Below are 25,165 nucleotides of genomic sequence, written 5' to 3' on the forward strand. Positions count from 1 at the left end.
TTAGAAATCCGACTATGTTAGAATGAAACCAGATACGAACTGTACATAGAAAGGGGTCAAGGATCTATGAAGATAAAGTCAATTGAACCAACGCCGAGCCCTAATACGATGAAAATCATATTGGATGAAGAAATGGCTGGCGGAAAGAGCAACAACTACAAAAAAGAAGATGCTTCTTCAGCACCGAAGCGCATTAGAGATATTCTTGAGATTGAAGGAATTAAAGGTGTTTATCACGTGGCAGACTTCCTGGCTGTCGAGAGAAATGCCAAGTTCGACTGGCAGGAGCTGCTTCCACGGGTACGCAAAGCATTTGGTGAAGATGCCTCAGTGGATAAGAATGAAACGAAAGCTGATGAACACTTTGGTGAGGTTGCAGTCAGTGTCCAGGAGTTCAAAGGCATTCCTATGCAAGTGAAACTAAAAACTGATTCAGAGGAAAAGCGTTTCTCTATGCCGGAACAGTTTGTAAAAGCTGTCAGTGAAGCCCAGATGGAAGGGGATAATGTTGTTCTTCTCCGCAAGTGGAAAGACCAAGGTGCCCGTTACGGTGAACTGGAGGATATTGGAGAGAGTGTGGTTGAGGAGCTTATGGCCGCCTATCCTCAAGAGAGAATCGATTCTCTTGTTAAAAAAGCTCAGGATCCTGATAGCGCAGCTGAGGAGAAGACAGGGAAACGCGGGAGAATAGTAACTGTTGAAGAATTTGATGCACCAGACTGGCAAACAAGATATCAGCTCCTGGAAAGCATGAAAGACCCTGATATTGGGGACCTGCCGCTGCTCGAAAAAGCCCTCAATGATGAAAAAGCGTCAATCCGCAGGCTTGCAGTCGTATATGTGGGCATGATTGAGGATGAAAAAGCTCTTCCTTTGCTATATAAAGGATTAAAGGACAAAACAGTCACAGTCAGAAGAACAGCCGGAGACTGTCTGTCAGATCTTGGATTTGAAAAAGCTATGGATGAAATGGCAGTTGCCCTGCAAGACAAAAGCAAACTGGTCCGCTGGCGTGCAGCGATGTTCCTTTATGAAGTTGGAGATAGAAGTGTCCTCCCTGCTTTAAAAAACGCCGAAGATGATCCTGAATTTGAAGTGAAGCTTCAGGTGAAAATGGCCATTGAAAGAATTGAAGGCGGAGAAGAAGCCAAAGGATCGGTCTGGAAGCAAATGACTGAAGCGAGAAAGCAATAATCAATTCCAAACATAAACATACCAAGAAAAGGAGATGGATAATCATGTCTATGGCATATGAAGAATATATGAAGCAGTTGGTAAAGCCGATGAGGGCAGAATTAACTCAAGCAGGTTTCAAAGAACTGCTGACAGAAGAAGAAGTCGAACAGACAATGGATAATGCAAAGGGTATTTCATTAGTAGTGGTCAATTCAGTATGCGGCTGTGCTGCAGGACTTGCAAGACCGGCGGCCACACAAGCTGTGATGAACAGTGAAGGCCAGATTGACCAGCTCCTTACTGTTTTTGCCGGGCAAGACCGTGAAGCAACAGTGAAGATGCGTGAATACTTTGAAGGATATGAGCCTTCTTCACCGTCAATGGCAATCCTAAAAGGTAAAGAAGTCATTCATTTCATACCGCGGGAAAAAATCGAAGATCATTCCATTGAAGAAATCATGGATGAAATTAAAGCGGGACTCGACAAGTCGAAATAAGTACACATGAAATCCAGGGAACGGATCAGAATTCCGTACACCTGGATTTTGTGTTTCAGTAACAAGCAATCCTGAAACATAAAAAAGGAGTGAGCCTGTTGATAGTCACGACAGCAGGAAGAACCAACAATGAAATGATTCAAAAAGCCAAAAAAGTTGCAGGAGATTTGGGAAAGGAATACATAGAAAGAAGAAAGAAAACTGTCAAAGGTATGAAAGACAGGTACTCCCAGGATATTCTGGTTGTCGGAAAAGAGCGGCTGGAATTGTTTTCAGCAGATTCAGATGAGCCGTTTTTCTTTCATCCCAATTCGGCTTCCTTTCGTCTTAAGAGAATTCTTAATGGAGAGGAAGATTCTTTTGCAGAAGCAGCCGGGCTAACATCAGGAATGAGTCTTTTGGATTGTACGCTGGGTATGGCGTCTGACAGTATTGTGGCTAGTTTTGCTGTGGGGAGCAGCGGGAAGGTAACAGGAATTGAAGGCAGCCTGGAGATTTCATACCTGATCAGGGAAGGGCTGAAGACATGGGATTCGGGACTGAAGGAAATGAATGAAGCGATGAAAAGGGTGGAAGTAGTCAATTCCTCCTCTATTGAGTATTTAAAAGAGATGCCGGACAACAGCTTTGATGTTGTCTACTTTGATCCGATGTTCAGTGAACCAATAGTATCTTCAGCAGGCATCATGCCAATGAGGAATTGGGCATTATACAGCGGATTAGATAAAGAGACCATTGAACAGGCAAAGAGGGTTGCAAACCGCAGGGTAGTACTAAAGGAACATTTCAATTCTCCTTTGTTTGCACAATTCGGATTCCAGGTCAACAAGCGCCCGTCTGCGAAATTTCATTACGGAATAATTGAACTTTAATAGATGTAAGAGCCCTGATTAATCCCAACAGGCAAATGTTCGAAAGAGTTCTAGTTTCATTATGACAAAAACTCATCCACCTTTGGAGTGCTAACTTAGGTTGATTGGAGCGGAAATCTGGCAGCTTTTTAAAAAGGGAATAAAAGACTACAACATTCTTTAAAAAACAAAAAAAATAACGGGGCCCTGCTATTTAAGCTGGGCCCCGTTATGGTTAAGTATTTTGGATCAGTCTGTAAGAGTAAGTGAGATGAAGTAAAACAGCAAAAGTAAGAATCCGATGCTTACCATTATATCGACGTTCATTGATAATCCTCCTCTATACAAGTTCTTCTAATATAGTACCACATTCCTGTTTTAATATCCTTCATAAAATTTTCGAAACCTTTTTAACCTCTCATACGTCTAAACATGTATAATGAAAAAAGAGATACATATAGAAAGGAAGTATTTGACTTGTCTAACTGGTTGAGGAAGTCGTTTGTCGTCCTGATATCCATTTTGACCTTCGGATTGGTGACGCCATCTCAGGCCTTTTTAAATGAAAATGAAAATCTGAATAAATCCAATAATAAAGCAGCATCAAGCATACACAGTGAATCAGAAGTTACATCAGACGTAGCCGAAATCAGCGAAGAAGCAGAACTAGACCATGAAATCTTTGTTCAGAAAATAATGTCTGAGGCAGAACACCAGGCTTACATCAAGTTTGGAAGTAAAATCAAGCCGGTGATCCAGAATGAATTCCAATCGGTCATCTTACCTAAAATTCAAGTTGCAATAGAAGAAACGACAAAGCAATATCCTGAAAAAGACCTTTCTTTTTTAACGATTTCAGAAGTTCCGACTTATGCCAAAAGTGAAAAGATCTTTCACATTTATGATGAAAGAAGCGGCGAAGATGTCATCCGGTTTCATGTGAGACGTGACCATCCTCCGCTTGATGGATATTATTTTAACTTCCATTACCATACTGCTCATGATAACTTCCAGGAGCATTTCAGCCTGGGGGACATCTACTGGGACAAAAATGTACCTCCGCAATGGCTCGCTTAGGAAAAAGACAAGTACGGGAAGTAAGGGTCGCAAATCCATAAAATAAGAGAAAATTTTTCCTTTAAACTGCAAAAATAGCTGATTGAGCGATAAATAGGGGAAGAATTTTCCCTTATTCCTGGTACAGAACTCCATTTTTCATGATTTTCATAGAATTAGCGGAAAATATTTCCCTTATTTTCACTATATAAAGTGACTTTTCCTAAATAAGGGAAGTTTCTTCCTTTATTTTCATCAACTTATGCTGCTGATTTTCTTAGGGCCAATGGGATTACGTTCGGAGGCACCTATTTGTTACGTGAAGAAAAGCCGTTTTTATACAGTAAACCCGCTGCATATTGGACCCCTTATAAAGGGGCGAATTATAACCATAATGGACAAATCCGTTATGGTTTTTTCATGCCATTTCGTAAGTTACTTCGCTACATAAATCGCAAGACTGCAATATATATTTCAGTCTTTTGGAGGCGTGTACGAAACTATATGCGAAAAGATACTTGAAAGTAGATGAGGTTCATCTGTACTTGTCTTTTTTTAGGTTTTAAAAAAGAGTAAATATTATCTTAAAATAGCAGATACAAGGCTGTTTGCTATGAAAATAGCTGATTAGTTCGATTTTTCAAATATCTTACAGAATAATATTATTGTAATATATGTTATAATAGTTTCATAGTTGCAATACTCCTCTTCCTATCTTGTGAAGAGCTCCTTCTGAAACTTCTACCAATGGGAAAGGGTGACAAAGTGAATGTACCAAAAATTTTCATTATTCGTCACCGTCATTTTTGCGGGAGTATTCCTGGTCCTCCAAAATACCTCTGCCAACTACCCGGGTATATTTCTTGATAATGCCCCTATAAAAAAAGACCTCACATTACATTCTGAAATACTTGAAAATATTGTTCTATTGCCTGAAGAACCTTTTGATGAAGACGAAGCAAGGCAGATCATTTATCGTCTCGATCACATTCCGGAAAAACTTCTTCACAGGATAAATACTGAAGGGATCAAGGTTCGTCTATTTCAAGATAAATTAACCTCATTTCCAACGACGCAGCACTTGAAAGGTGTCACTCCGAGAGGGTACACTAATACAGAAAGAACCTGGGATGAAGTCCCTGGAATAGGGGGCTCTCAGCTTGTCCTTGTTAAAATCGGCCATAGCGAGAAAGGGGAAGGGCATGGTTCAATCAATCTTGAACTCCATGAAATTGCTCACAGCATTGACCGATATGTTTTGAAAGAAATCTATTTAAAGATGAAATTTACGGCGATTTGGAAACGGGAAGCACATTTATTGTTCCCGGAAGAAGATTACTTTTTGGAGTACGAGGAAGAATATTTCGCTGAAACGTTTGCGATGTTTTACCTCAATCTGAAAACCAACAAAAGATTAAAAGAAAAAGCACCGGCAACTCACCAATTCTTCAGAGAGTTGGAATCAATGTAAAGGGGAATAAAATGAAACAATACCTTGAGCTATGCAGACATGTTTTAGAAAACGGCACTGAAAAAGGGGATCGGACCGGAACTGGAACGATCAGTACCTTCGGATACCAAATGCGATTTGATTTAAGCGAAGGGTTTCCGATGCTGACGACGAAGAAATTGCATGTGAAATCAATCATTCATGAACTTCTGTGGTTTTTACAGGGAGATACAAATGTAAAGTATCTTCAGGAAAATGGAGTGCGTATCTGGAATGAGTGGGCTGATGAAACCGGTGACCTAGGACCGGTATATGGGAAACAGTGGCGTTCGTGGGAAGGCGCAGGCGGAGAAACAATCGACCAGATTACTGAACTCATTGAAAGCATCAAGAAGAATCCTGATTCCAGGCGATTGATTGTCAATGCTTGGAATGTGGGGGATATTGATAAGATGGCACTGCCGCCATGCCATTGCCTTTTCCAATTCTATGTTGCAGATGGAAAACTTTCTTGTCAATTATATCAGCGCTCGGCAGATGTGTTTCTTGGCGTTCCGTTTAATATAGCCTCCTATGCATTGTTAACAATGATGATTGCAAATGTTTGTGACTTGGAACCTGGTGAATTTGTCCATACTTTTGGAGATGTCCACATTTACCAGAATCATGTAGAACAGGTGAAGCTGCAGTTGACGAGAGAGCCTAGAGCACTCCCTTCAATCAAGATCAATAAGGATGTAAAGGATATATTCAGCTACAGCTTTGAAGATTTTTCTCTCGAAGACTATGATCCCCATCCACATATTAAAGGAGTGGTGAGTGTATGATTTCGTTTGTGTGGGCAATGGATGAAAATGGCGTGATCGGCCATGAAAACAAGCTGCCATGGAGACTTCCTGAAGATTTGAAGTTTTTCAAAGAAACAACAATGGGGCATCCGATCGTCATGGGAAGAAAAACATACGAATCTATCGGAAAACCGCTTCCTGGACGGGAAAACATCGTACTTACCAGGGATTTTTCTTATGAGGCAGAAGGGTGTATCATCTATCATGAAGTAGAAGAGGTACTTCATTATGCTGAAGAAAGAGAAGTAGAGGTAATGGTGACAGGAGGATCGGAAATCTTCAAAAAATTCACCCCTTACGCAGACAAGCTTTATGTAACAAGGATTCATGAAAGTTTTGAAGGAGATACCCATTTTCCTGAATTAAACTGGGGCCAATACAAACTGATTTCTTCTAAACAGGGAATCAAGAATGAAAAAAATCCATATCATTATGTTTTTGAAATATACGAGAAAATCAATTAGCTTACCACGAACTGGCAGCCTTCAAAATGGAGTCTGCCAGTTTTTTTGTTTCTCACACATTAAGTTGAAATTTCCCGTCACTCAGTACAAAAAGAAGCTATAATAATAATGTATGTAAACTGAAAGGGGAAAGGAAATGCTTCGTTTTTTATATGTTTTGATATACATGGCCTTATACTTAATCTACAGCATCCCGACTTTAACCAAGGTGAAAAAGCTTGACTCCTCGATGTCAGTGGAAGAAGAGGATGTCATCAAGCATGCTATGCCGAAAAGGTGGGCAAGGGGGATCATTATCAGGACAGGGACCAAGGTGAAAGTGACAGGAAATCATCATATACCAGCTGGTCCTGTTCTATTTGTTTCTAATCATGAAGGTGATTTTGATATTCCTGTTTTGCTAGGATATATTGAAAAACCGTTTGGATTCATGTCGAAAATCGAAGTGAAAAAAGTGCCGATCATCAATGAATGGATGGATGCGCTCAACTGTGTGTTCATCGACAGAAAAAACAAACGGCAGTCCATTCTGTCGCTTAGAGAGTGCATGGCTAAGTTGAATGAGGGGCATTCTCTGGTCATCTTTCCTGAAGGAACCAGGAGCAAGGGCAGAAGTGTCAACCAGTTTAAAACAGGGGCCTTTAGAATAGCATTGGAAGCAGGAGTACCCGTTGTGCCAATAAATATATCCGGTACGGCCGACATCTTTGAAAACCAGAAGCGGGGCCTTAAACCAGCAAGCGTAGAGATCAATGTGCTGCCAGCTATTCCTTATAAGGAATACAAGGGTTTGTCTCCCCGCGAAATGGCTGATATGGTGCAAGGGATGATTGCATCAAATAAATTTGACCGTGCTTCTTAGACTGTGGCTCTGTCTTCATTGCTTTTCGATGTGCTCTATATGGTTTAACCCTAATACTATCGGGAATATAGACACTGTATTAATAAAAAAGGAGATGAGACAGAATGGAACACAATACGAATGACAGTAAAATGGGCAACAAAGTTGATGACCGTCTTTCAAATATGTCAGAAGACAAAAAAGAGGACATTCTCTCAAACTTCGAACGATTCACTGATTACCTGGGCGATAAGGTCGAAAAAGCTGATAAATTGGGATTAAACGAAGAGCAGCAGGCACGTGCAGCTCAAAAAGTCGGAGATTATCTGGCTAAACATGAAGAGCCGAAAAACCGAGAAGAAAAACTCTTGTATGAGCTATGGAAAGCGGGTAACAAAGAGGAACAGCATATGCTTTCTCACATGCTCGTAAAACTTGTATCCTAATCTAAAAAAAAGACCCTGTAAGGCAGCTAAGGCTGCCATGCAGGGTCTTTTTTATATAAATAATCAAACATAGAACAATACACAAAAATACATAAATGAGCTTCCGGCAAGAACAAACACGTGCCAGATTGCATGGTTGTAGGGCAGCTTATTCCATACATAAAAGAAGGCACCGATTGAGTAAAAGATGCCGCCGGTAAGCAGAAGGGCGAAACCTGATGGACTCAGCACTTCATACAGTGGCTTAATAGCAATAATTATCAACCATCCCATTAACAAATAAACAAGGGTGGAGACAATTTGATATTTATCAACAAAGTAACATTTGAACACAATTCCAGCAATCGCTAATCCCCAAATGATGCCGAATATTGTCCAGCCGAGAGGTGTGCGGAGACTCACCAACATAAACGGAGTATAGGTTCCGGCTATGAGAATATAGATTGCCGAGTGGTCAAGGATGGCGAACAATTTTTTTATCTTTGAAGGTCTGCAGCTGTGGAGCATGGTTGAAAATAAATAGAGAAGCAGCATGGAAACACCGAATATTGTAAAACTTACAATATGCCAGGCAGTACCTTTATCAAGAGCTGCCAATATCAGCATGACCAGGGCAGGAATACTTAACAAAAAACCTATCCCGTGGGTAACAGCGTTTGCGATCTCCTCTTTCCAATTTGTATAATCAAAGGCCAACTAATTAGTACCTCCTTTTTCATCTCTATAGTTAATCATAATATGGCGGTTATATAATGGCAAATAATAGATTGCGATTATTATTGTTTTGTTTTGGGGATAAAACTCAGTGGGAAACATCTTTCCCTCGCTGTTTTGCTGGGATGGCAGCCGGTCAGGGGTGTCTTAGGGGGATTGCTTTCTTTGAACGAGACCCGGATTCGGACTCAACCGAGCCTCAGATAACGATTACAGTCCGAATGGAACTCGATAAATCTAGAGGTTTTAAAATAATAACGGTTCCTATAAAGGAATCTTCTCATTAATCCAATTTAATGAATGCTCATATTCTGTATCGGATGCAAACAAGCCTGGATTCATATTTTCCCGATACCATGAAAAAAGATCTTCAGCGTTATTAAACACTTCTCCACTTGTATCACTTTTTCGGATTGTATAAATACCATTATCCGGGTCGATAGTCACCACAACAGGCAGTTCACTGTCAATGGTTTTCAGTTCAAGTTCCAAATCATTTCAGCCTCCAATTCCTTTATTATGTTTGAGTTGAAAAATCTTATATAATATGTGTTATAAATGGAAATACATACTCCCTGGAAGCGGAACAGATGGACTAAACTCGAACGAAAGGTTGGGATAAAATGTGCGGAAGGTTTACCCTCACTGTTTCTTATGAAGAGCTGATTGATCAATTCATGATCGATGAACTGGTTGATGAGTGGGGCCCTCGTTTTAATGTTGCTCCTTCACAAACGGTACTTTCTTTGATATCAAGGAACGGCAAGAGAAGAGCGGGACCTATTCAATGGGGACTTATACCATTCTGGGTAAAAGACCAGAGTAAATGGAAACCGCTAATCAATGCCAGAGGAGAATCTCTTGAAGAAAAAGCAAGCTTTAAGCACCTACTTAATAAAAGAAGGACAGCCATCCTTGCAGACAGCTTTTTTGAATGGGAACAAAAGGAGGGTAAGAAGCACCCGGTACGATTCTTGATGCGGGATAAGGAGCCTTTTGCTTTCGCAGGCCTTTGGGACAAGCATGGGAATGAAAACTCGGTGTCGGTGACATCAACGATCATTACAACGAAAGCGAACGAACTTGTTCAGCCGGTGCATGACAGGATGCCGGTCATATTAAGAGGGGAAGAGAATATAAATCGCTGGCTCTCAACAGAAGACCTTTCATTCAAAGAAGTAAAAGATCTTCTGGAGCCTTACCCTTCAGAACTTATGATGAAGTATAAGGTATCTCCGGAAGTCAATTCTCCAAAAAATGATTATAAGGCGTGTGTAGAACCGTTGGAGAATTTGTCATAAGAAATTTGAAAAATTACAAGAACAGTCAACTGTTTTCATTGATTATAAGGTATAATATAGTTATAAACGGGTGAAAAAGAGGATTGATATTTTGCTACTAAAAAGCCTTGAGTTCAAAAATTGTTATGGACAGAAGGTAAGGATTTCGGAAATTCCAGTTTTGGCCCAGGATAACCCTTTTCATTTTAAAGTGAGTATCAGACTTCAAATCTACATTTCTGAGATTTATCAGAATCCATTGAAGAAGGTTTACAGCTTCCGTGACTACTTAAAGAAACACCTGAAGTGGCCAGAATACCAAAGTATCTATCATACCGTAGAATTAAAAAACAATGCCTGATTTAATCTTTTCAGCAGAAGCACAGTAATATACTGATGCTTCTTTTTTATGAGGTTTCCAGCTGCATCTGGTACTATTTTGACTCACCACCCGAAAGGGAGCCTGATCATGTGGGAAAAAAATTGAGTTTATACAGCGTGTTATTTGTGAAAAGTATTTTTAGGGCCAATGAATCTTATAGAAAGCCGGTCCCGCTGATAAAATATTTCAAATAAAACGGATATAAAGGTATAATACAAAGCATATGGGAGACAAGGATGTGTGGATATGAAAGAAGTTAAAATCGTTACAGATTCGACTGTCGACCTTTCAAAAGAAGAAATAGAGAAGTATGGTATTCATGTGGTTCCACTGTCTATTTCGATTGAAGGTGAGACATTTTTGGACAGGATCGATATAACACCTAAGGAATTCATGGAGAAAATGAAACAGTCCGGCGAACTGCCGAAAAGCTCGCAGCCTCCTGCGGGAGAATTTGCACAGTTGTATGATGAGCTGGGAAAAGACGGCAGCATTGTGCTTTCTATACATATGACCGGAAATATGAGCGGTACGGTAAGGTCTGCCGAAAGTGCAGCTGAAATGAGTTCTTCCGAAGTAATGGTGGTAGATTCCCGGTTTATCTCAAAGGCTCTTGCTTTTCAAGTTATAGAGGCAGCCAAGATGGCTTCTGAAGGGAAAAGCCTGGATGATATATTGACAAGATTGGAGCAGATAAAAAATGGAACCAATCTATTTGTCGTCGTTGATACATTGGAAAATCTTGTGAAAGGCGGACGAATTGGAAAGGGTAGGGCATTAATCGGTTCACTTCTGAATATTAAGCCGATTGCTTCGCTTGATGGCGGTGAGTATACGCCAGTTACCAAAGTGCGTAGCCACTCACAAGTTGTAAAATACCTTTCCGCACAATTTGTGGAGGATGTAAAAGGAAAAACAATACAGGGAGTAGGACTTGTACACGCTGACGGTCTCGACCTTGCACAGAAGCTGAAAAGCCGCATCATTGAGCTGACCGGCTACGAAGCTATCGAAATAGAAGATACAACACCAATCATCAGCACACATACTGGTCCTGGTGCTATAGGCTTTATGTACTATTCTGAATGATTTCGGTTTCCTGAATAATTGAATACACTTCAATCGAATATAATTAAAGAAGACTAAATCAATTGCTGATTTAGTCTTCTTTAATTAAAGCGGCTCTTTTCTGAAAGATTGTAGCTTTTAATACTATTTTACCCTCTACCCTATTACGTAGGGGGATTGGAGCGGAAGAAGTACGACCTCCTGCGGGACTAGCGGGACAGGTGAGACCAAGGTTACGTACCCACCGGAACGTAACCCCGCAGGCAAAGCCGAGGAGGCTCACCGCCCGCCCCGCGGAGTCGTGCGTCTGGAGCGGGAATCCATTCTTTTAAACAGCCACAATCACTACGAAAGGAGCCATTTAAAAAGATAATTAAATTAAGAAGGCATTGGTGTAGGAGTCGGTTTTGCATAACCTTCTTTATATGTTTCATCAATATAATTTCTTATTTCCTTAATGGAACTTCCTTTTTCGTACATGACAATTGATTCAGCAGCAATTTCAAGGCAGGCCAGGCATCTGGTTCCGTGGTCATCCCATGTCACTTTGCCGTCTTCAATCTTGTGTACAAAACAATTCAAATTGTTCATGTGGCCTGCTGATTCACCACACCCGCAGTAACAAGGGATGTACTCCAGCAGTTCTGTATGCTGTGCTGCCGAAGAATAAACCAGTTTAATATTCTCGTCCTTCTCATCCAGAAATGAAGGGAGTTGATCTACTCCTGCTGTTTCTTCTCTAATGTCCCCGTTGGCAAGCTGTTCATGTTCGTGATTGTGTTCTTCGGAAGAATTATTGCTGTTTTCAGCAGCAGAACTGCAGCCGGTTATGAATAACAGCAGCGCTGTCAGACTAACAATATATAAAGCTATCCCTTTACGCATTAATCATCACTCCTCAAATTAATGAATACATCATATCATCTTTGGAGGCTGAAAGTTATAAAAGCATTAAATTGTTAATAATTTGTCAAAGGTAAACATAGAGAATTGGTAGTTAAATATAAGGAGTGATGCAGAGTGGCAAGAAAAAAAGTTTTATTGTTTTCAGATTTTGGCGTTGATGATGTCGTAGCTCTGCTTTATGCATATTATAAAGAGGAAATCGAAATAGTCGGCATTGTCGCTGACTACGGGAACGTTTCCAAACAGACTGCATTGAAGAACGTTCAATTCCTCCAAGAGTTAACAGGAGCGACAAGGCCTGTTATCGGTGGAGCTGTTTCGCCGTTAACAGGGGAGCTCCCTCAATATTTCCCTGAAATTCATGGTATTGCCGGACTGGGACCGATCATTCCAGAAAATAACCATGTGGATGAGTCCATATTGGAGAACTTTTTTGAAGTCCGGGAAATTATTAACAGATATCAGAATGATATTACAATTTACAGTGCAGGCAGACTGACTTCTTTAGCGACTGCTTTTATTCTTTATCCTGAAACAATGAAACTTGTGAACGATTTTTATATAATGGGCGGGGCATTTGGTGTTCCGGGCAATATCACTCCAGTAGCTGAAGCGAACATCTATGGTGACCCTTATGCAGCTAACATTGTTCTGCAGCTCTCGCCTAAGCCAACTTATATTATTCCGCTTGATGTTACAAAATACGCTTTATTCACTTCAGAAATGATCAATGATCTGGATCAATATTTTCATCAAAGCGGGGATAAAGTGGGCGCAATCATAAAACCGATTGTAGATTATTATCAGAAATTCTATAAGGAGACATATCCCGGGATTTCAGGAAGTCCGCTTCATGACTTGCTGGCCATTTGGTCCCTTTCTCCGGAGGCTGAAATGAAGTTTGTCGAAGTCCCTGTCAAAATTGAAGTCAACTTGGGAAGCACATTCGGACAAAGTACTGGAGACTTTCGAGAAAGCACGGATCTAGCTGATTGGAAAAAACATTATGTAGCTGTTCACTTTAATTACAAGCGTTTTATTGAAGATGTATTCCATGCGTTTAAAACTCCTCCATGGCGTTAACAATTATAGTTAGATATGGCAATTGGGCATTGTGAAGGGAAAAGTGAAAAGAGTCTGTCTTAAAGAAACTCTCATGATATAATATTATTAAAAAATGAGAGGAGATGTTTCTGTGAGAAAGATTTTCTTCTCTCTCTTTTTGCTCACATTTCTACTATACGGCTGTTCAACTTCTCAGGTTCTGGAACATTCGCAGCTTACGCGTACACTTGTTGAAAAAGAACAACCGCCTGCAGATTTTGTTCCAAAAACAATGAAAGTTGTTTCAATCGGCGATTCTTTGACACAGGGCGTAGGAGACAGTACAAAAAGCGGGGGATATGTTCCGTACTTGAAAGATAGACTGGAAGCGCTTGACTCGGTGAAAACGGCAGAATTTTCGAACTTTGGCAAGAAAGGAAACCGCACGGACCAATTGCTGAAACGTTTGAAAAATGACGATATTGAATCAGCTATTAAGCAGTCTGATATTGTTTTCATAACCATTGGAGGCAACGATGTGATGAAGGTCTTTAAAGAAAACCTTTATGATTTAAATCTTGCCGTCTTCAATGATGAATCTATCCAATACGCTGACCGCCTAAAGGAAATTTTAACTCTGATCCGCGAATATAATCCTGACACCGGAATTGTTTTGGTAGGAATCTACAATCCTTTCAATACCTGGTTCTCGGATATAAAAGAAGTGAATGAGATTATCTTGAATTGGAACGGGTTGAGCGAGGAAATACTGTCGGAGTATGATAGAACTGCTTTTATCAGGATAAATGACATTTTTATCGAAGGGAAGGACAGCCTCCTTTTTGATGATTATTTTCATCCAAACGATCAAGGCTATGAAATGATGGCGGACAGGATGTTTGAGGAGCTGGCAGAACGGGAAACGTTAGCAGAGCTGACACAAAATGAATTTATTGTCGGAGAAGAGGGGCTGTAAGAATGAGAAATAGATGGAAAGCAGGCTTTTTCACTCTTCTGGGACTTAATATTCTGGTGCTCGTGATAGCTGCCGTTTTGTTAATGATCCCTATAGAAGACGCGGAATTGGCCGAGGAAAATCTTAAAGAGAGAGAAAATGTGGCCTTTCAAATAAAGGCTTCAAAAAAAGACCTGAATCAAATGATCGATCACTATATTGAAGAAGAAGGGATCAAAGGGCCGGTAGACTATTCAGTGGTCCTGAATGACCATGTAGAGCTCAATGGTTCGGTTCCCGTTTTCACAAGTGAAATCAATTTCAAAATGACGTTTGAAGCCAATGCGCTTGAAAATGGGGATCTGTTATTGAAGCAGGATTCCATTTCCGTGGGAACGTTAAATCTTCCTGTTTCGCATGTGTTGAAAATCATCAGGGATTCGTATAATTTTCCGGAATGGGTGAAAATCCAGCCGAACGACGAACTGATCTATGTCTCTTTGCAAAACCTCGAGATGAAAAGTGATCTCCAGGTACGGGCAAAAACATTTGATTTAAAAAATGATGATATCGTATTTAATATGCTTGTCCCTATAGACTAAAGGCCAGGATGGTTTATTCCGATGTGAATGAGCCATCTTTTTGTTTCGATTTTTTCATAAACGTTCTGCTGGTGAGATGTGACAGGCGGGGCGGGCCAAATAAAAAAACTGTTCCCGTTTGAAGTCTGATACAGACTCTGCTTGAGAACAGTTTTGCTCTGCACCCATTACCCTTTAACGAGCAAAGCTTCCAGCTCCGGATTTCCCCCCAGGAGTCCGACCGCAAAGATGGTATAAGTTTGATTCGGTTTCAATGTTACATTCGGAACCTTAAGTACCGCATTCTTCGTGCCTGCAGCCCTCACCTCAAGGTTCACTGTCATAGGGGTAAGGCCCAAGTAATCAGTTGCTTGTTTATAGGAGACATGCGGGAAAACCACATCACCTTTTTGGACAGCGATATCTACAGCAGGTGCATCCGGGGATAGGTGGATGAACCTCACCTTGGTTTCTCCTGTAGGAACGAACGGATCTGATACATATGGGAGGAGCTGCAGTTTCTGCCCCTTGCCGACAGCAGCAAGCGTATAGGTTTTTCCTGCTTCCACAGCCACTTTCTTACTGATGACCGTGTTGACGCTTGTTCCTGCCGGGTAGATGTCAATGTGATATTTACCTGCTGGAAGCGGCAAAAATTCACTGATGTCCTTAAACGCCACATTGCTTAACACTTTATTTCCATTCAGGTACACATCAACATTCGGAGCATCCGGAACAGCATGAAGCACCCTTACAAAGGCAGGACTGTTTTCTTGATGTGTCCTCACGCCATGAATCGCTTTTTTCATGTATTTAATATGTTTGTGGTAGTAATGTATGTGAAGGCGGGGATCAGAGTATTTATAATACATGGATAATAAGTCATACATAGCAGCCTTTTGAAGGTAGGTTTCTCTGTGTGTCATACATCTCTCTCCTATATTTGGATTTACCTCAATACACTATGCGGAGGGCAATGAATTGGTGAAAATACCTATTTTTCAAAAAAACAGTTGTAAATTATGGTAATGTGAGGCATAATAGGAATAACTAATATGAAAGCGGGTGATGTGTTATGAGTAAATCAACTGTATCTTTTGCTGTTTACAATGACACGGCCTGTTTTCGATGTGCGGAGTATCGTTTAAACTAGTTGACATTTTCTATAGATCAACTGTTTCTTTGATATGCATAAAGAACCATGGCTGTGTCAGGATGCCATGGTTTTTTTGTGTATAAATTTATTTGCCGGAAACCCGGAAATATTAGGAGGAAACAGTTTGAATAAATATAACGATGTGTTTCAAGAAAGATCAAATCAACTGGGGAACAATTCTTTATTGGCTGGAAGAGTGACATCACAGCAAAAAGGAATTTATTCACTTTTGTCACTGGAGGGTGAGTTCCAAGCCAAATTGACAGGAAAGTTTTATTACGAAACGCACGCTGCTGAAGATTTGCCGGCAGTTGGTGACTGGGTTGCATTCAATCCTTTAGGCCACAATCAGGCGATGATTGAGAAGGTTTTGCCGAGATTAAGTAAGTTTTCACGAAAGAAAGCGGGAGAAGAGGCAGAGGAACAAATCATTGCAGCCAATGTTGACTTCCTATTTATCGTAACATCATTGAATGATGATCTTAATCTGAACAGGCTGGAAAGGTATCTTCTGTTGTGCTGGGAAAGTGGAGCAGCACCGGTCATTATCCTTAGTAAAGCGGATTTATGCGCCAATCTGGAGGAAAAAATAGCAGAAGTTGAAACGGTTGCCATGGGAGTTCCTGTTATTCCTGTATCATCTTTTGAATATCAAGGAATCCACAATCTTGAGCCGTATCTGACTGTGGGGAAGACGGTTGCCCTTGTAGGTTCTTCTGGTGTTGGGAAATCCACACTGCTGAACAGCTTAGCCGGGGAAAGCCTGCAGGCTGTCCGGGAGATCAGGGAAAAGGACAGTAAAGGAAAACATACAACTACGCACAGGGAAATGTTTACGTTGGAGAATGGAGCTTTCGTCATTGATACCCCCGGCATGAGAGAGCTGCAAATGTGGGAAGGGAATGAAGGGATTTCTGCGCAATTTAAAGATGTCGAGGAATATGCAGAGTTATGCAAGTTCCGAGATTGCAAACACGAAGATGAACCTGGATGTGCTGTCCGAATTGCGATAGAACAAGGTTTGCTTACAGAAGAACGGTTTATGAGTTATTTGAAGCTTTTGAAAGAGATAGAGTACTCCATTCGGAGGGCCGATAAACGGCTTCAATCCCTGGAAAGGAAGAAGTGGAAAAAACTCTCCCAAAATCGGGTGGGCCGCAAGTAGTTTAATTCTTTTACCTCTCATCAAAATAACGTTAGAATAATTCAATAAAGGGAATATTGTTTAAGAGTAACCCGGAGAGGATGAGAGTGATGAAGGAAAACACGGAGACAAGGAAAGCGACCTTTGCAGGAGGTTGTTTCTGGTGCATGGTTCAGCCATTTGACGAAATGCCCGGCATTAAGAAGGTTGTTTCCGGTTACACAGGGGGACATGTAAAAAATCCGACCTACCGTGAAGTCTGTTCAGAAACCACCGGCCATTTTGAAGCCGTACAAATAACCTATGACCCTGAACTGTTCCCATATGAGAAATTACTTGAGCTGTACTGGCCGCAAATCGATCCTACTGATCCAGGCGGACAGTTTTTTGACAGGGGACACTCTTATACAACAGCGATTTTCTTCCATGATGAGGAACAGCGGGCTGCAGCAGAAAAGTCCAAAGAAGATCTGGAACGAAGCAATAAGTTTTCCAAACCAATTGTAACCAAAATCCTTCCGGCAAAAGAGTTTTATCCAGCGGAGGAATATCATCAGCATTACTACAGGAAAAATCCTTCACACTATCAAAGATATAGCATTGGTTCGGGAAGAAAAGCATTTACACAAGAGCATTGGGGGAGTAGTAAATGAACAAAAAAGATGAATTGAAAAAAGAATTGACACCCTTGCAATATGAAGTAACACAAAATAATGGGACAGAACCTCCATTCAAAAACGAATACTGGGATGAATTTGGTGATGGCATCTATGTCGATATTGTATCCGGCAAGCCGTTATTCAGCAGCAAGGATAAATATGATGCAGGGTGCGGATGGCCAAGCTTTACTAAGCCAATAAAGGAAGAAGAAGTCGAGGAAAAAATGGATTACAGCCATTTTATGGAGAGAAAAGAGGTCAGAAGCAAATCTGGTAACTCTCACCTTGGCCATGTATTTGATGATGGTCCCGGTCCCGACGGATTAAGATACTGTATCAACTCTGCTGCTATGAAATTCATTCCTAAAGAGGACTTGGAAAAAGAAGGTTACGGAGAATATAAGAAGCTCTTTGATTGATGCGAGCCTGGCAGATAATAAGATGGATGTTTCATTGCTTATACTTTATTGCAGGAAGGGCTGAAATTTATGTTTAAAAAGCTATTCGGAAAGAAAGAAGAGGTGCCTGTATCCATTAATATTCATTCACCTCTTGCCGGTAAGTTGATCAGTCTCGAAGAAGTTCCGGATCCTGTTTTCTCTCAAAAAATGATGGGTGATGGAATAGCCATCGATCCGACGGACGGAAAGGTCGTATCTCCAGTCGATGGGGAGATTGTTCAAGTCTTCCCTACGAAACATGCAGTGGGGATTAAAGCGGTAAATGGTGTTGAAATCCTTATTCATATAGGACTTGAAACAGTATCTATGAATGGTGAAGGGTTTGAAGCTCATGTGTCAGAAGGGAAAAAAGTGAAGGTCGGCGATTCCCTGGTGACATTTGACATGGACGCTGTTAAGGAAAAAGCTAAAAGCACCATAACACCAGTAATTATCACCAACGGCGATAAGGTGGATGAAATCAAGAAGAATGATACAGGAGAAGTAACAGGCGGAGAAAGCCAGGTCATGACTGTGTCAGTAAAATAACAAAAAGAGCTGATTTTTTCAGCTCTTTTTTTGTGTTTTTCCTTTTGCTATTTAGAAGATGTCATCCCGCCTGACAGGATGAATTTCATTGCATCTTCAGGGCTGACATCAATAATTTCTATCTCATCTTTTGGAACTAAAAATGTATATCCGGCAACCTGGAAAGTTTGCGGGATATATACCGCCACGAAATCCTGAAGCGGGCTGTGAAACAGTTCAAGCTGTTCTGAAGTGATGAAGCCGAGTGATTTCATTCCCGTCCCGGGAAGTGTCACAAGTGCCACCTTGGAGAAAGATTTTTTCTCACCGATGAAGGAATGTACGGTGTCTTTAATAATACTGTAAAGCGTCTTTACCAAAGGAATCTTCTTTAAAAGATAATCTATGGCTCTAATGACTGTGCCGGTAATGAATCTGGTCGACATCCAGCCAAGGAGGGTGATCAAGATGACCGTCAGCAGCAATCCAATCCCAGGGATGTAGTTCTCGTCAAGATAGGGTCTCAGCAGGTTGCCAAGGAGCCCATCAAGAAAAATGAAGAGCTTATAGACTACATAAACGACCAATCCAATTGGCAAAATCGTCAATACACCATTAACAAAGTTCTTGAAAAAATACTTCATTGTACTCTCCTCTATTCATTTGCTCATAATCGCCATGATGTCAGTTTCCAACTGCCAAATGGATAACTTGTACCCGTCATCTCCTCGGGAAATGAGATTCCGGCATATCATAACTCTTCGGTAAGTATAAAGCATAAACTGTACAATGAAAATACATTTTTGCGGTCTTTATACCCCCTGTCAACTTTCCGAATGAATTAACAAATTCCAAGAGCCTATTTTGGGCGAAAACATAAACACTTTAGGCGGTTTATACATAAAGTAACATTGAAACAGAAATAAAACCGAGGAGTGATATGAATGCATTACGGATATGACGATTGTTATTATGCTTACCCTGCAGCTCCTGTAGCTGGTGTCTCTGGATACAACAACGGATTTGCCTTGATTGTTGTATTGTTTATTCTTTTGATTATTATTGGTGCTGTGTGCTACGCGCCTAAATGCTAATTGGCTATAAACAATGATGAAATGAAATTCACTAAAGGAGGCTGGGGCTGCCAGCCTTTTTTTTATGGGTTTTTTAAAATCTATCCTTTTATTGATTGGCTATGGCCTGGATCTTCTGTTTTCGGATTTGATGTCGTCATAGCGCTTCTATGAGGTTGTGGAATTTCATTTTATCGCAATTGATGACGCAATAGCGCCTCTATGGGGTTGTGGAAATTCATTTTTTCGCATTTGATGACGCCATAGCACCTCTATGGGGTTGTGGAAATTCATTTTGTCGGATTTGATGGCGCCATAGCTCTTCTATGGGGTTGTGGAAATTCATTTTTTTGGATTTGATGACGCCATAGTGCCTCTATAGGGTTGTGGAATTTCATTTTTTCGCAATTGATGACGTCATAGCACCTCAATGGGGTTGTCGATTTTCATTTTTTCGTAATCAAAGACACAATAGCGCCTCTACGTGAATGTTGATGTTCTAGCCTAATCAGGGCCGCTTCTACTTTTATTTATAAACTTTTTTATCATCAAGAAAGATTCTCCGCATTTATCATAAGTATTAATAAGAGTAGAACTCCACTTTGTTCAGGAGGGGGTTTCATGCCTCATTCTCATTTAATCAAACCGTTTTTGACGGAAAGTTATCCCGAAATTGACTACGGTAAAGGCGTTTATCTCTATGACAAAAATGGGTTTGAATATCTTGACGCTTGTTCAGGGGCGGTAACAGCAAATATCGGCCACGGAATAGAAGAAATATTGCAAGCCATTTACAGGCAAGGGCAGCAGGTTTCGTTTGTATATCGTTCACAATTTACGAACGAGCCAAGTGAACAACTTGCTGCCCTTCTATCACAAGAAACCGGTCTGGATTGGTGTTTTCTTGTGAATAGCGGATCCGAAGCTGTCGAGACAGCTGTGAAAATTGCCATCCAGCATTGGCAAGAGAAAGGCAAGCCTGGGAAACGGAGAGTGATCTCAAGATGGCTGAGCTATCATGGCATCACTTTTGGAGCCCTTTCTGCATCAGGCCATCCTGTCCGAAGGGAAAGGTTTGATTCGTTTGTGGGAGATTGGCCAGCCATTGAACCTCCGTACTGCTTTCAGTGTCCCTATGGAAAGACATATCCCAGCTGCGATCTCCACTGTGCAAGGCAGCTTGAGACAGTCATCAGGAGACTGGGAGAAGGCAATGTCGCTGCCTTTATCGCGGAACCTGTTATTGGAGCAGCAGGCGGAGCCATTGATGCGCCGTCGGAATATTTCAAGGTAATAAAAGAAATTTGTGAGAAGTATGAGGTTCTTTTTATTGCCGATGAAGTCATGACGGGATGTGGAAGAACAGGAACATTTCTGGCGATGGAACAGTGGGGAGTCCTGCCGGATATCGTTGCGTTAGGAAAGGGATTGAGTGCGGGGTATGCTCCAATTGCTGCAACTTTGGTGACGAAAAATGTATTAGACCCTGTCCTCCAAGGTTCACAAGTAATCATGAGCGGCCACACTTTCAGCGGAAATCCATTATCGAGTGCAGCAGCTCTTGCTGTCTTGAAACTGGTTAAATCAGAAAAGCTTATTGAAGGGGTTGAGGAAAAGTCGAAATACTTGAATAAGAAACTCCAACAATTAAGCGGGGAGTTTGCATTTATTGCAGACATTCGCGGAAGGGGTCTTCTGCTGGGAATAGAGTTCTCAGGAGCCATTAACGGGAAAAAGATTGATTCTGCTTTTACTGCAGTGATCATTAATGAAGCAAAAAAAGAAGGTCTTCTCCTTTACCCTGCTGCTGCAGGATTAGATGGAAGAAGCGGAGCGGCCATCCTTATCGCTCCTCCCCTTACCATTACAACAAAAGAGATGGATGAACTATCTGCAAGGTTTGAAAATGCCTTAAAGGCAGCAAGCCAGCTATAAACAAAAAGAAAGAAGGGAGACAAATGAGGGGGCAAAAAGTCAGCACTTATGAAGAGATCCGGGATTACTTCCATGATGGGATGACTTTAATGTTTGGCGGTTTCGGCGGGGTTGGTTCTCCTCCTACTCTTATCAAGCACCTTATTCAATGGGAAATAACCAGGATGACATTAATAGGCAATGATACCGGATTTCCTTCTATTGGGATTGGCCAGCTGGTGTCTGAGGGTAGGGCAATAAAAATCATAGCCTCACACATCGGAAGCAACCCAATTGCAGGGAAGTTGATGAGTGAAGGAAAACTGGAGGTGGAATTTTCTCCTCAAGGGATATTGGCTGAACGGATAAGAGCGGGAGGATCAGGGCTTTATGGCATTATTTCGGATGTTGGGACCGATGATCCGTATTTAAATAAAGGAAAAACAAGCCTCGAAATTGAAGGGAAAACTTTTTTGGTTGAAACAGCTCTTACAGCAGAAGTGGGAATCATTTATGCCCGGAAGGCAGATACACTTGGCAATCTCGTCTATGACAAAAGCGCTCGAAACACCAACCCGTTAGTAGCAATGGCTTGCGACACTACAATCGTAGAAGCGGAAGAGATTGTAGAAGCAGGGGAGCTGGATGCTGAAGAGATTGTGACTCCCGGTGTCTTCGTGGATAAAATAGTGCTTTCAAAAGGGGTGGATTGGAAGTGGGCCTGGGAGTAAAAGAGAAAAACAAAATGGCAGCGAGAGCGGCACGTGAAATCAAAGAGGGTATGGTCGTGAATCTGGGAATCGGCATCCCTTCGTTAGTCCCCAACCATTTGAATAGATCGGAGAACATACTCTTCCATGCCGAAAACGGTATTCTCGGAATAGGGAAGTCGCCTCAGGGAGGCAAGGAAGATGCCAACCTGTGTAATGCAGGGGGATTTCCTGTAACCCTTATGGAAGGCGGGAGTTATTGTGACAGCGCTACTGCCTTCAGTATCATCAGGAAGGGGCTTTTGGATTTGACTATCCTTGGAGCGCTGGAGGTAAGTGAGAAAGGAGATTTGGCTAACTGGATTATTCCCGGTATAAAAGTTCCCGGCATGGGTGGGGCTACAGAGCTGGCGATGAAGACAAAAAAAGTGATTGTTGTTATGGCCCATTGTGATAAGTATGGAAACAGCAAGGTTGTAAAGGAATGCACACTTCCATTGACTGCCAAAGAATGTGTTGATCTTGTCATTACAGATATGGGTGTATTTGAGGTAGAAGAAAGAACACTCACACTGGTAGAAATTTTTGAACCCTATTCCTTGAAGGAAATCGAGCAAAACACACGGGCCGATTTTAAAACCTCCAACAATCTCCGTATCATATAGCTGCCGAAATTCAGGGGGAAGGATGTGCAAAGAATGGATCATTCCGCTGTTCATCAATGGATACACAGCCAAGAAGCGCAAGCAGTCCGTCTTTTGCAAAAACTTGTACAAGAGAAAAGTGTCAGGGGAAATGAAGCAAAAGCACAGGCTGTAATCATTGAGAAGTGCAGAGAATTGGGGTTGGCACTCGATATTTGGGAAATTGAAAAGAAGGATATTGCAAACCACCGCTTTTATAGATGCGACCGGGACGATTTCAGTGGCAATCCAAATGTAGTGGGAGTATTAAAAGGAAAAGGAGGGGGCCGTTCCATCATCTTGAATGGACATATCGATGTTGTTCCAGAGGGGGATCCTTCAACGTGGAATATTGATCCTTATTCCGGTGAACATGTGAATGGAAAAGTTTTTGGAAGGGGCTCGACTGATATGAAAGGCGGGACGGTTGCCCTTTTGCTGGCAATTGAAGCCTTGAAGGAAAAAGGGATCGAGTTGAAAGGTGATGTGGTTTTTCAAAGTGTCATAGAAGAAGAAAGCGGAGGGACCGGAACACTGGCAGCATTGGAGAGGGGATACACGGCAGATGCTGCGATTATTCCAGAGCCCACCAATCTGAAAATATTTCCAAAACAGCAGGGGTCCATGTGGTTCAGGCTCCGTGTCAAAGGAAAACAGGCACACGGAGGAACACGGTATGAAGGAGTGAACGCCATAGATAAGGCATTCACAGTTCTTGCTGAGATAAAAGAACTGGAGCAGGAAAGAAATGAGAATGTAACAGATCCACTCTACAAAAGTATCCCGATCCCATTTCCGATTAATATTGGGAAATTTGAAAGCGGTAAATGGCCGTCATCCGTTCCTGACATGGCTGTCATCGAAGGGAGAATCGGGGTAGGTCCTCACGAGACGATGGAGGAAGTAGAGAAAGAGCTTGAAGAGTGTTTAAAACGCCTATCTGATAGGGATGAGTGGTTTGAACTTCACCCTGTAGAGCTGGAGTGGTTCGGCGGGAGATGGCAGCCCGGAAGCCTTGAAACCGAACACCCATTTTTGAAAGTCATTTGTGAATCTTATAAAGATATTTTTAAGGAGAAACCTGTCATTGAAGCGTCGCCATGGGGAACAGATGGAGGGATTCTTTCAAAGGGAGGAAATATTCCTGTCGTCGTTTTCGGACCGGGAACTACTGAAGCTGCACATGATGCAAATGAATATATTGAGGTTCAAAAGATACTTCAAACTGCAGAGGTTATCGTTTCAACTATGATCTCATGGTGTGAAGCAGCAGCAGAAGATTAATAAGCAGGATGAGAGCAGAGGTTTTGGCTGCTCTTTTCGACTATATTTAACACGGGCTCGAGGAAGGGAGGGAAGTGTTATGCAATTCAGCAAGACGATAATTAGTAAAATGGCTTCACTAGATATATATTTTGATAGTTTCAATCAAAGAATCAGGGTGGATGGGTATACGGGAAACTTGGACGAAATCCACAAACTAATTCAGTTTCATGCAGATAAAGCTAATGCTGAGAAAGTGATTGTGAAGTCACGCAGGGAGCATCTTCTTGCATTTTTAAGCAGCGGATTTGAGCTTGAAGCAGTAGTGGGAGGCTACTTTGAAGGAAGCGACGTATACTTTTTATCAAAGTTTCTTACTGAAAAAAGGAAAGTACCTCTGCACTGGATGAAGGCGGAAAACGTATTTGAAAATGTTATGCAATTAGAGGCCGATAGTAAAAAGCCCCTGCATGCTTTTACACTCCATAAAGCAGGTATATCAGACGCTGAACGGCTGGCTGGATTATATGAGAGTGTGTTTCCGGTCTATCCTGTTCCTTTGCAAAAACCGGAATTTGTCAGGAAATCGATTGAAAGCGGAACAGTATTCCTTTTTATTGAACGAAAGAATGAAATCATCAGTGCCGCGTCTGCGGAAATTAACTTCCGCCACCGCAATGCAGAACTGACGGATTGTGCGACCCATCCATCTTTTAGAGGAGGAGGGCTGATGAAACAGCTGTTGAGCGGCCTGGAACAATATCTCGTCGAACAGCAAATCTACTGTGCTTATACCATCGCAAGGTCACTTTCGTTTGGCATGAATGCAGCATTCAAGCAGCTGGGCTATCATTATGGCGGCAGACTGGTGAACAACTGCTACATTTTGGATAAAATCGAAGATATGAATGTGTGGTGGAAGGATTTAAGTTCACATTGAGACGTGGGCTCTCCAAAGGCTGCTTTAATAAACAAAAAAATTGAAACCATTTTTCGTCGCCCATCATAGCCTAGAAGTAACTTGAAAGAGAAATGT

30 protein-coding genes are annotated in these 25,165 nt (G+C 41.5%); 25 read left to right on the plus strand and 5 right to left on the minus strand.

Annotated elements, in window-relative coordinates; genetic code table 11:
- Nucleotides 1–66: 66 nt before the first annotated feature.
- The 9 genes from M1E09_RS08015 to M1E09_RS08055 all read left to right on the plus strand — a co-directional run bounded on the left by M1E09_RS08015 (nucleotide 67) and on the right by M1E09_RS08055 (nucleotide 7,629).
- A complete protein-coding gene (locus M1E09_RS08015; protein ID WP_456274310.1) occupies nucleotides 67–1,194 on the plus strand; it encodes a conserved virulence factor C family protein in 1,128 nt (375 codons plus the stop codon).
- A 44-nt stretch (nucleotides 1,195–1,238) separates the two neighbouring features.
- A complete protein-coding gene (locus M1E09_RS08020) occupies nucleotides 1,239–1,673 on the plus strand; it encodes a BrxA/BrxB family bacilliredoxin (RefSeq protein ID WP_456274311.1) in 435 nt (144 codons plus the stop codon).
- 98 nt (nucleotides 1,674–1,771) lie between these two features.
- Nucleotides 1,772–2,545 (plus strand): class I SAM-dependent methyltransferase, encoded by a 774-nt coding sequence (locus M1E09_RS08025; RefSeq protein WP_456274312.1) that lies wholly within the window; start codon nucleotides 1,772–1,774, stop codon nucleotides 2,543–2,545.
- 456 nt (nucleotides 2,546–3,001) lie between these two features.
- A complete protein-coding gene (locus M1E09_RS08030) occupies nucleotides 3,002–3,601 on the plus strand; it encodes a YpjP family protein (protein ID WP_456274313.1) in 600 nt (199 codons plus the stop codon).
- Between the two features lie 748 nt (nucleotides 3,602–4,349).
- The gene (locus M1E09_RS08035) at nucleotides 4,350–5,051 is read left to right on the plus strand and encodes an anthrax toxin lethal factor-related metalloendopeptidase (protein ID WP_456274314.1); all 702 of its coding nucleotides are present in this window, start codon (nucleotides 4,350–4,352) and stop codon (nucleotides 5,049–5,051) included.
- Nucleotides 5,052–5,062: 11 nt separating this feature from the next.
- Nucleotides 5,063–5,857, plus strand: a complete 795-nt coding sequence (locus tag M1E09_RS08040) for a thymidylate synthase (protein WP_456274315.1) — start codon at nucleotides 5,063–5,065, stop codon at nucleotides 5,855–5,857.
- Nucleotides 5,854–6,342: a dihydrofolate reductase gene (locus M1E09_RS08045; RefSeq protein WP_456274316.1), complete on the plus strand. Its 489-nt coding sequence runs from the start codon at nucleotides 5,854–5,856 to the stop codon at nucleotides 6,340–6,342. Before M1E09_RS08040 ends, M1E09_RS08045 begins: the two co-directional genes overlap by 4 nt.
- A 136-nt stretch (nucleotides 6,343–6,478) precedes the next feature.
- A complete protein-coding gene (locus tag M1E09_RS08050) occupies nucleotides 6,479–7,204 on the plus strand; it encodes a lysophospholipid acyltransferase family protein (RefSeq protein ID WP_456274317.1) in 726 nt (241 codons plus the stop codon).
- Nucleotides 7,205–7,308: 104 nt separating this feature from the next.
- Entirely contained in the window at nucleotides 7,309–7,629 is a 321-nt protein-coding gene (locus M1E09_RS08055) for a DUF3243 family protein (protein ID WP_456274318.1), read from the plus strand.
- A 63-nt stretch (nucleotides 7,630–7,692) separates the two neighbouring features.
- Here the strand turns inward: M1E09_RS08055 and trhA are convergent, their stop codons facing one another.
- Together trhA and M1E09_RS08065 are read right to left on the minus strand one after the other, a co-directional pair.
- On the minus strand, nucleotides 7,693–8,325 hold the full coding sequence (trhA, locus tag M1E09_RS08060; protein WP_456274319.1) for a PAQR family membrane homeostasis protein TrhA: 633 nt from the start codon (nucleotides 8,323–8,325) through the stop codon (nucleotides 7,693–7,695).
- Nucleotides 8,326–8,607: 282 nt separating this feature from the next.
- Nucleotides 8,608–8,835: a hypothetical protein gene (locus M1E09_RS08065; RefSeq protein WP_456274320.1), complete on the minus strand. Its 228-nt coding sequence runs from the start codon at nucleotides 8,833–8,835 to the stop codon at nucleotides 8,608–8,610.
- 131 nt (nucleotides 8,836–8,966) lie between these two features.
- Here M1E09_RS08065 and M1E09_RS08070 point away from each other — a divergent pair, with 131 nt between their 5' ends.
- The 3 genes from M1E09_RS08070 (at nucleotide 8,967) to M1E09_RS08080 (ending at nucleotide 11,094) form a co-directional block, all read left to right on the plus strand.
- Entirely contained in the window at nucleotides 8,967–9,644 is a 678-nt protein-coding gene (locus M1E09_RS08070) for an SOS response-associated peptidase (RefSeq protein ID WP_456274321.1), read from the plus strand.
- A gap of 91 nt (nucleotides 9,645–9,735) precedes the next feature.
- Nucleotides 9,736–9,984: a DUF2535 family protein gene (locus M1E09_RS08075; protein WP_456274322.1), complete on the plus strand. Its 249-nt coding sequence runs from the start codon at nucleotides 9,736–9,738 to the stop codon at nucleotides 9,982–9,984.
- 267 nt (nucleotides 9,985–10,251) lie between these two features.
- Complete coding sequence (locus M1E09_RS08080; protein ID WP_456274323.1) at nucleotides 10,252–11,094, plus strand: DegV family protein; 843 nt, start codon at nucleotides 10,252–10,254, stop codon at nucleotides 11,092–11,094.
- Nucleotides 11,095–11,451: 357 nt separating this feature from the next.
- Here M1E09_RS08080 and M1E09_RS08085 read toward each other — a convergent pair whose 3' ends face one another.
- The gene (locus M1E09_RS08085) at nucleotides 11,452–11,946 is read right to left on the minus strand and encodes a PCYCGC motif-containing (lipo)protein (protein ID WP_456274940.1); all 495 of its coding nucleotides are present in this window, start codon (nucleotides 11,944–11,946) and stop codon (nucleotides 11,452–11,454) included.
- A 147-nt stretch (nucleotides 11,947–12,093) separates the two neighbouring features.
- Here M1E09_RS08085 and M1E09_RS08090 point away from each other — a divergent pair, with 147 nt between their 5' ends.
- The 3 genes from M1E09_RS08090 to M1E09_RS08100 all read left to right on the plus strand — a co-directional run bounded on the left by M1E09_RS08090 (nucleotide 12,094) and on the right by M1E09_RS08100 (nucleotide 14,580).
- The gene (locus tag M1E09_RS08090; protein ID WP_456274324.1) at nucleotides 12,094–13,062 is read left to right on the plus strand and encodes a nucleoside hydrolase; all 969 of its coding nucleotides are present in this window, start codon (nucleotides 12,094–12,096) and stop codon (nucleotides 13,060–13,062) included.
- A 112-nt stretch (nucleotides 13,063–13,174) separates the two neighbouring features.
- Nucleotides 13,175–13,999: an SGNH/GDSL hydrolase family protein gene (locus M1E09_RS08095; protein WP_456274325.1), complete on the plus strand. Its 825-nt coding sequence runs from the start codon at nucleotides 13,175–13,177 to the stop codon at nucleotides 13,997–13,999.
- A 2-nt stretch (nucleotides 14,000–14,001) separates the two neighbouring features.
- The gene (locus M1E09_RS08100) at nucleotides 14,002–14,580 is read left to right on the plus strand and encodes a YpmS family protein (protein ID WP_456274326.1); all 579 of its coding nucleotides are present in this window, start codon (nucleotides 14,002–14,004) and stop codon (nucleotides 14,578–14,580) included.
- Between the two features lie 167 nt (nucleotides 14,581–14,747).
- Here the strand turns inward: M1E09_RS08100 and M1E09_RS08105 are convergent, their stop codons facing one another.
- Nucleotides 14,748–15,485 (minus strand): DUF4397 domain-containing protein, encoded by a 738-nt coding sequence (locus M1E09_RS08105; protein ID WP_456274327.1) that lies wholly within the window; start codon nucleotides 15,483–15,485, stop codon nucleotides 14,748–14,750.
- 354 nt (nucleotides 15,486–15,839) lie between these two features.
- Between M1E09_RS08105 and rsgA the strand changes: the two genes are divergently transcribed.
- From rsgA to M1E09_RS08125, 4 genes are all read left to right on the plus strand, one after another.
- Nucleotides 15,840–16,880 (plus strand): ribosome small subunit-dependent GTPase A, encoded by a 1,041-nt coding sequence (gene rsgA / locus M1E09_RS08110; RefSeq protein ID WP_456274328.1) that lies wholly within the window; start codon nucleotides 15,840–15,842, stop codon nucleotides 16,878–16,880.
- Between the two features lie 89 nt (nucleotides 16,881–16,969).
- Nucleotides 16,970–17,512, plus strand: coding sequence for a peptide-methionine (S)-S-oxide reductase MsrA (msrA, locus tag M1E09_RS08115; RefSeq protein ID WP_456274329.1), 543 nt, complete (start codon nucleotides 16,970–16,972; stop codon nucleotides 17,510–17,512).
- On the plus strand, nucleotides 17,509–17,937 hold the full coding sequence (msrB, locus tag M1E09_RS08120; RefSeq protein WP_456274330.1) for a peptide-methionine (R)-S-oxide reductase MsrB: 429 nt from the start codon (nucleotides 17,509–17,511) through the stop codon (nucleotides 17,935–17,937). Before msrA ends, msrB begins: the two co-directional genes overlap by 4 nt.
- Before the next feature lie 69 nt (nucleotides 17,938–18,006).
- The gene (locus tag M1E09_RS08125; protein WP_456274331.1) at nucleotides 18,007–18,507 is read left to right on the plus strand and encodes a PTS sugar transporter subunit IIA; all 501 of its coding nucleotides are present in this window, start codon (nucleotides 18,007–18,009) and stop codon (nucleotides 18,505–18,507) included.
- A 47-nt stretch (nucleotides 18,508–18,554) separates the two neighbouring features.
- Here the strand turns inward: M1E09_RS08125 and M1E09_RS08130 are convergent, their stop codons facing one another.
- Entirely contained in the window at nucleotides 18,555–19,130 is a 576-nt protein-coding gene (locus M1E09_RS08130; protein ID WP_456274332.1) for a DUF502 domain-containing protein, read from the minus strand.
- Nucleotides 19,131–19,430: 300 nt separating this feature from the next.
- Between M1E09_RS08130 and M1E09_RS08135 the strand changes: the two genes are divergently transcribed.
- The 6 genes from M1E09_RS08135 to ablB all read left to right on the plus strand — a co-directional run bounded on the left by M1E09_RS08135 (nucleotide 19,431) and on the right by ablB (nucleotide 25,069).
- On the plus strand, nucleotides 19,431–19,580 hold the full coding sequence (locus tag M1E09_RS08135) for a YjcZ family sporulation protein (protein WP_456274333.1): 150 nt from the start codon (nucleotides 19,431–19,433) through the stop codon (nucleotides 19,578–19,580).
- A 600-nt stretch (nucleotides 19,581–20,180) separates the two neighbouring features.
- Entirely contained in the window at nucleotides 20,181–21,494 is a 1,314-nt protein-coding gene (locus tag M1E09_RS08140; protein WP_456274334.1) for an aspartate aminotransferase family protein, read from the plus strand.
- Nucleotides 21,495–21,517: 23 nt separating this feature from the next.
- Nucleotides 21,518–22,204 (plus strand): 3-oxoacid CoA-transferase subunit A, encoded by a 687-nt coding sequence (locus M1E09_RS08145; protein ID WP_456274335.1) that lies wholly within the window; start codon nucleotides 21,518–21,520, stop codon nucleotides 22,202–22,204.
- Nucleotides 22,189–22,848 carry a 3-oxoacid CoA-transferase subunit B gene (locus M1E09_RS08150; RefSeq protein ID WP_456274336.1) on the plus strand — a complete coding sequence of 220 codons (660 nt, stop codon included), beginning with the start codon at nucleotides 22,189–22,191 and terminating at the stop codon, nucleotides 22,846–22,848. Before M1E09_RS08145 ends, M1E09_RS08150 begins: the two co-directional genes overlap by 16 nt.
- A 33-nt stretch (nucleotides 22,849–22,881) precedes the next feature.
- Entirely contained in the window at nucleotides 22,882–24,150 is a 1,269-nt protein-coding gene (locus M1E09_RS08155; protein ID WP_456274941.1) for a peptidase, read from the plus strand.
- Between the two features lie 79 nt (nucleotides 24,151–24,229).
- Entirely contained in the window at nucleotides 24,230–25,069 is an 840-nt protein-coding gene (ablB, locus tag M1E09_RS08160; protein ID WP_456274337.1) for a putative beta-lysine N-acetyltransferase, read from the plus strand.
- The last annotated feature ends 96 nt before the right edge of the window (nucleotides 25,070–25,165 follow it).

The organism is Bacillus sp. AK031 (genome assembly GCF_053903065.1).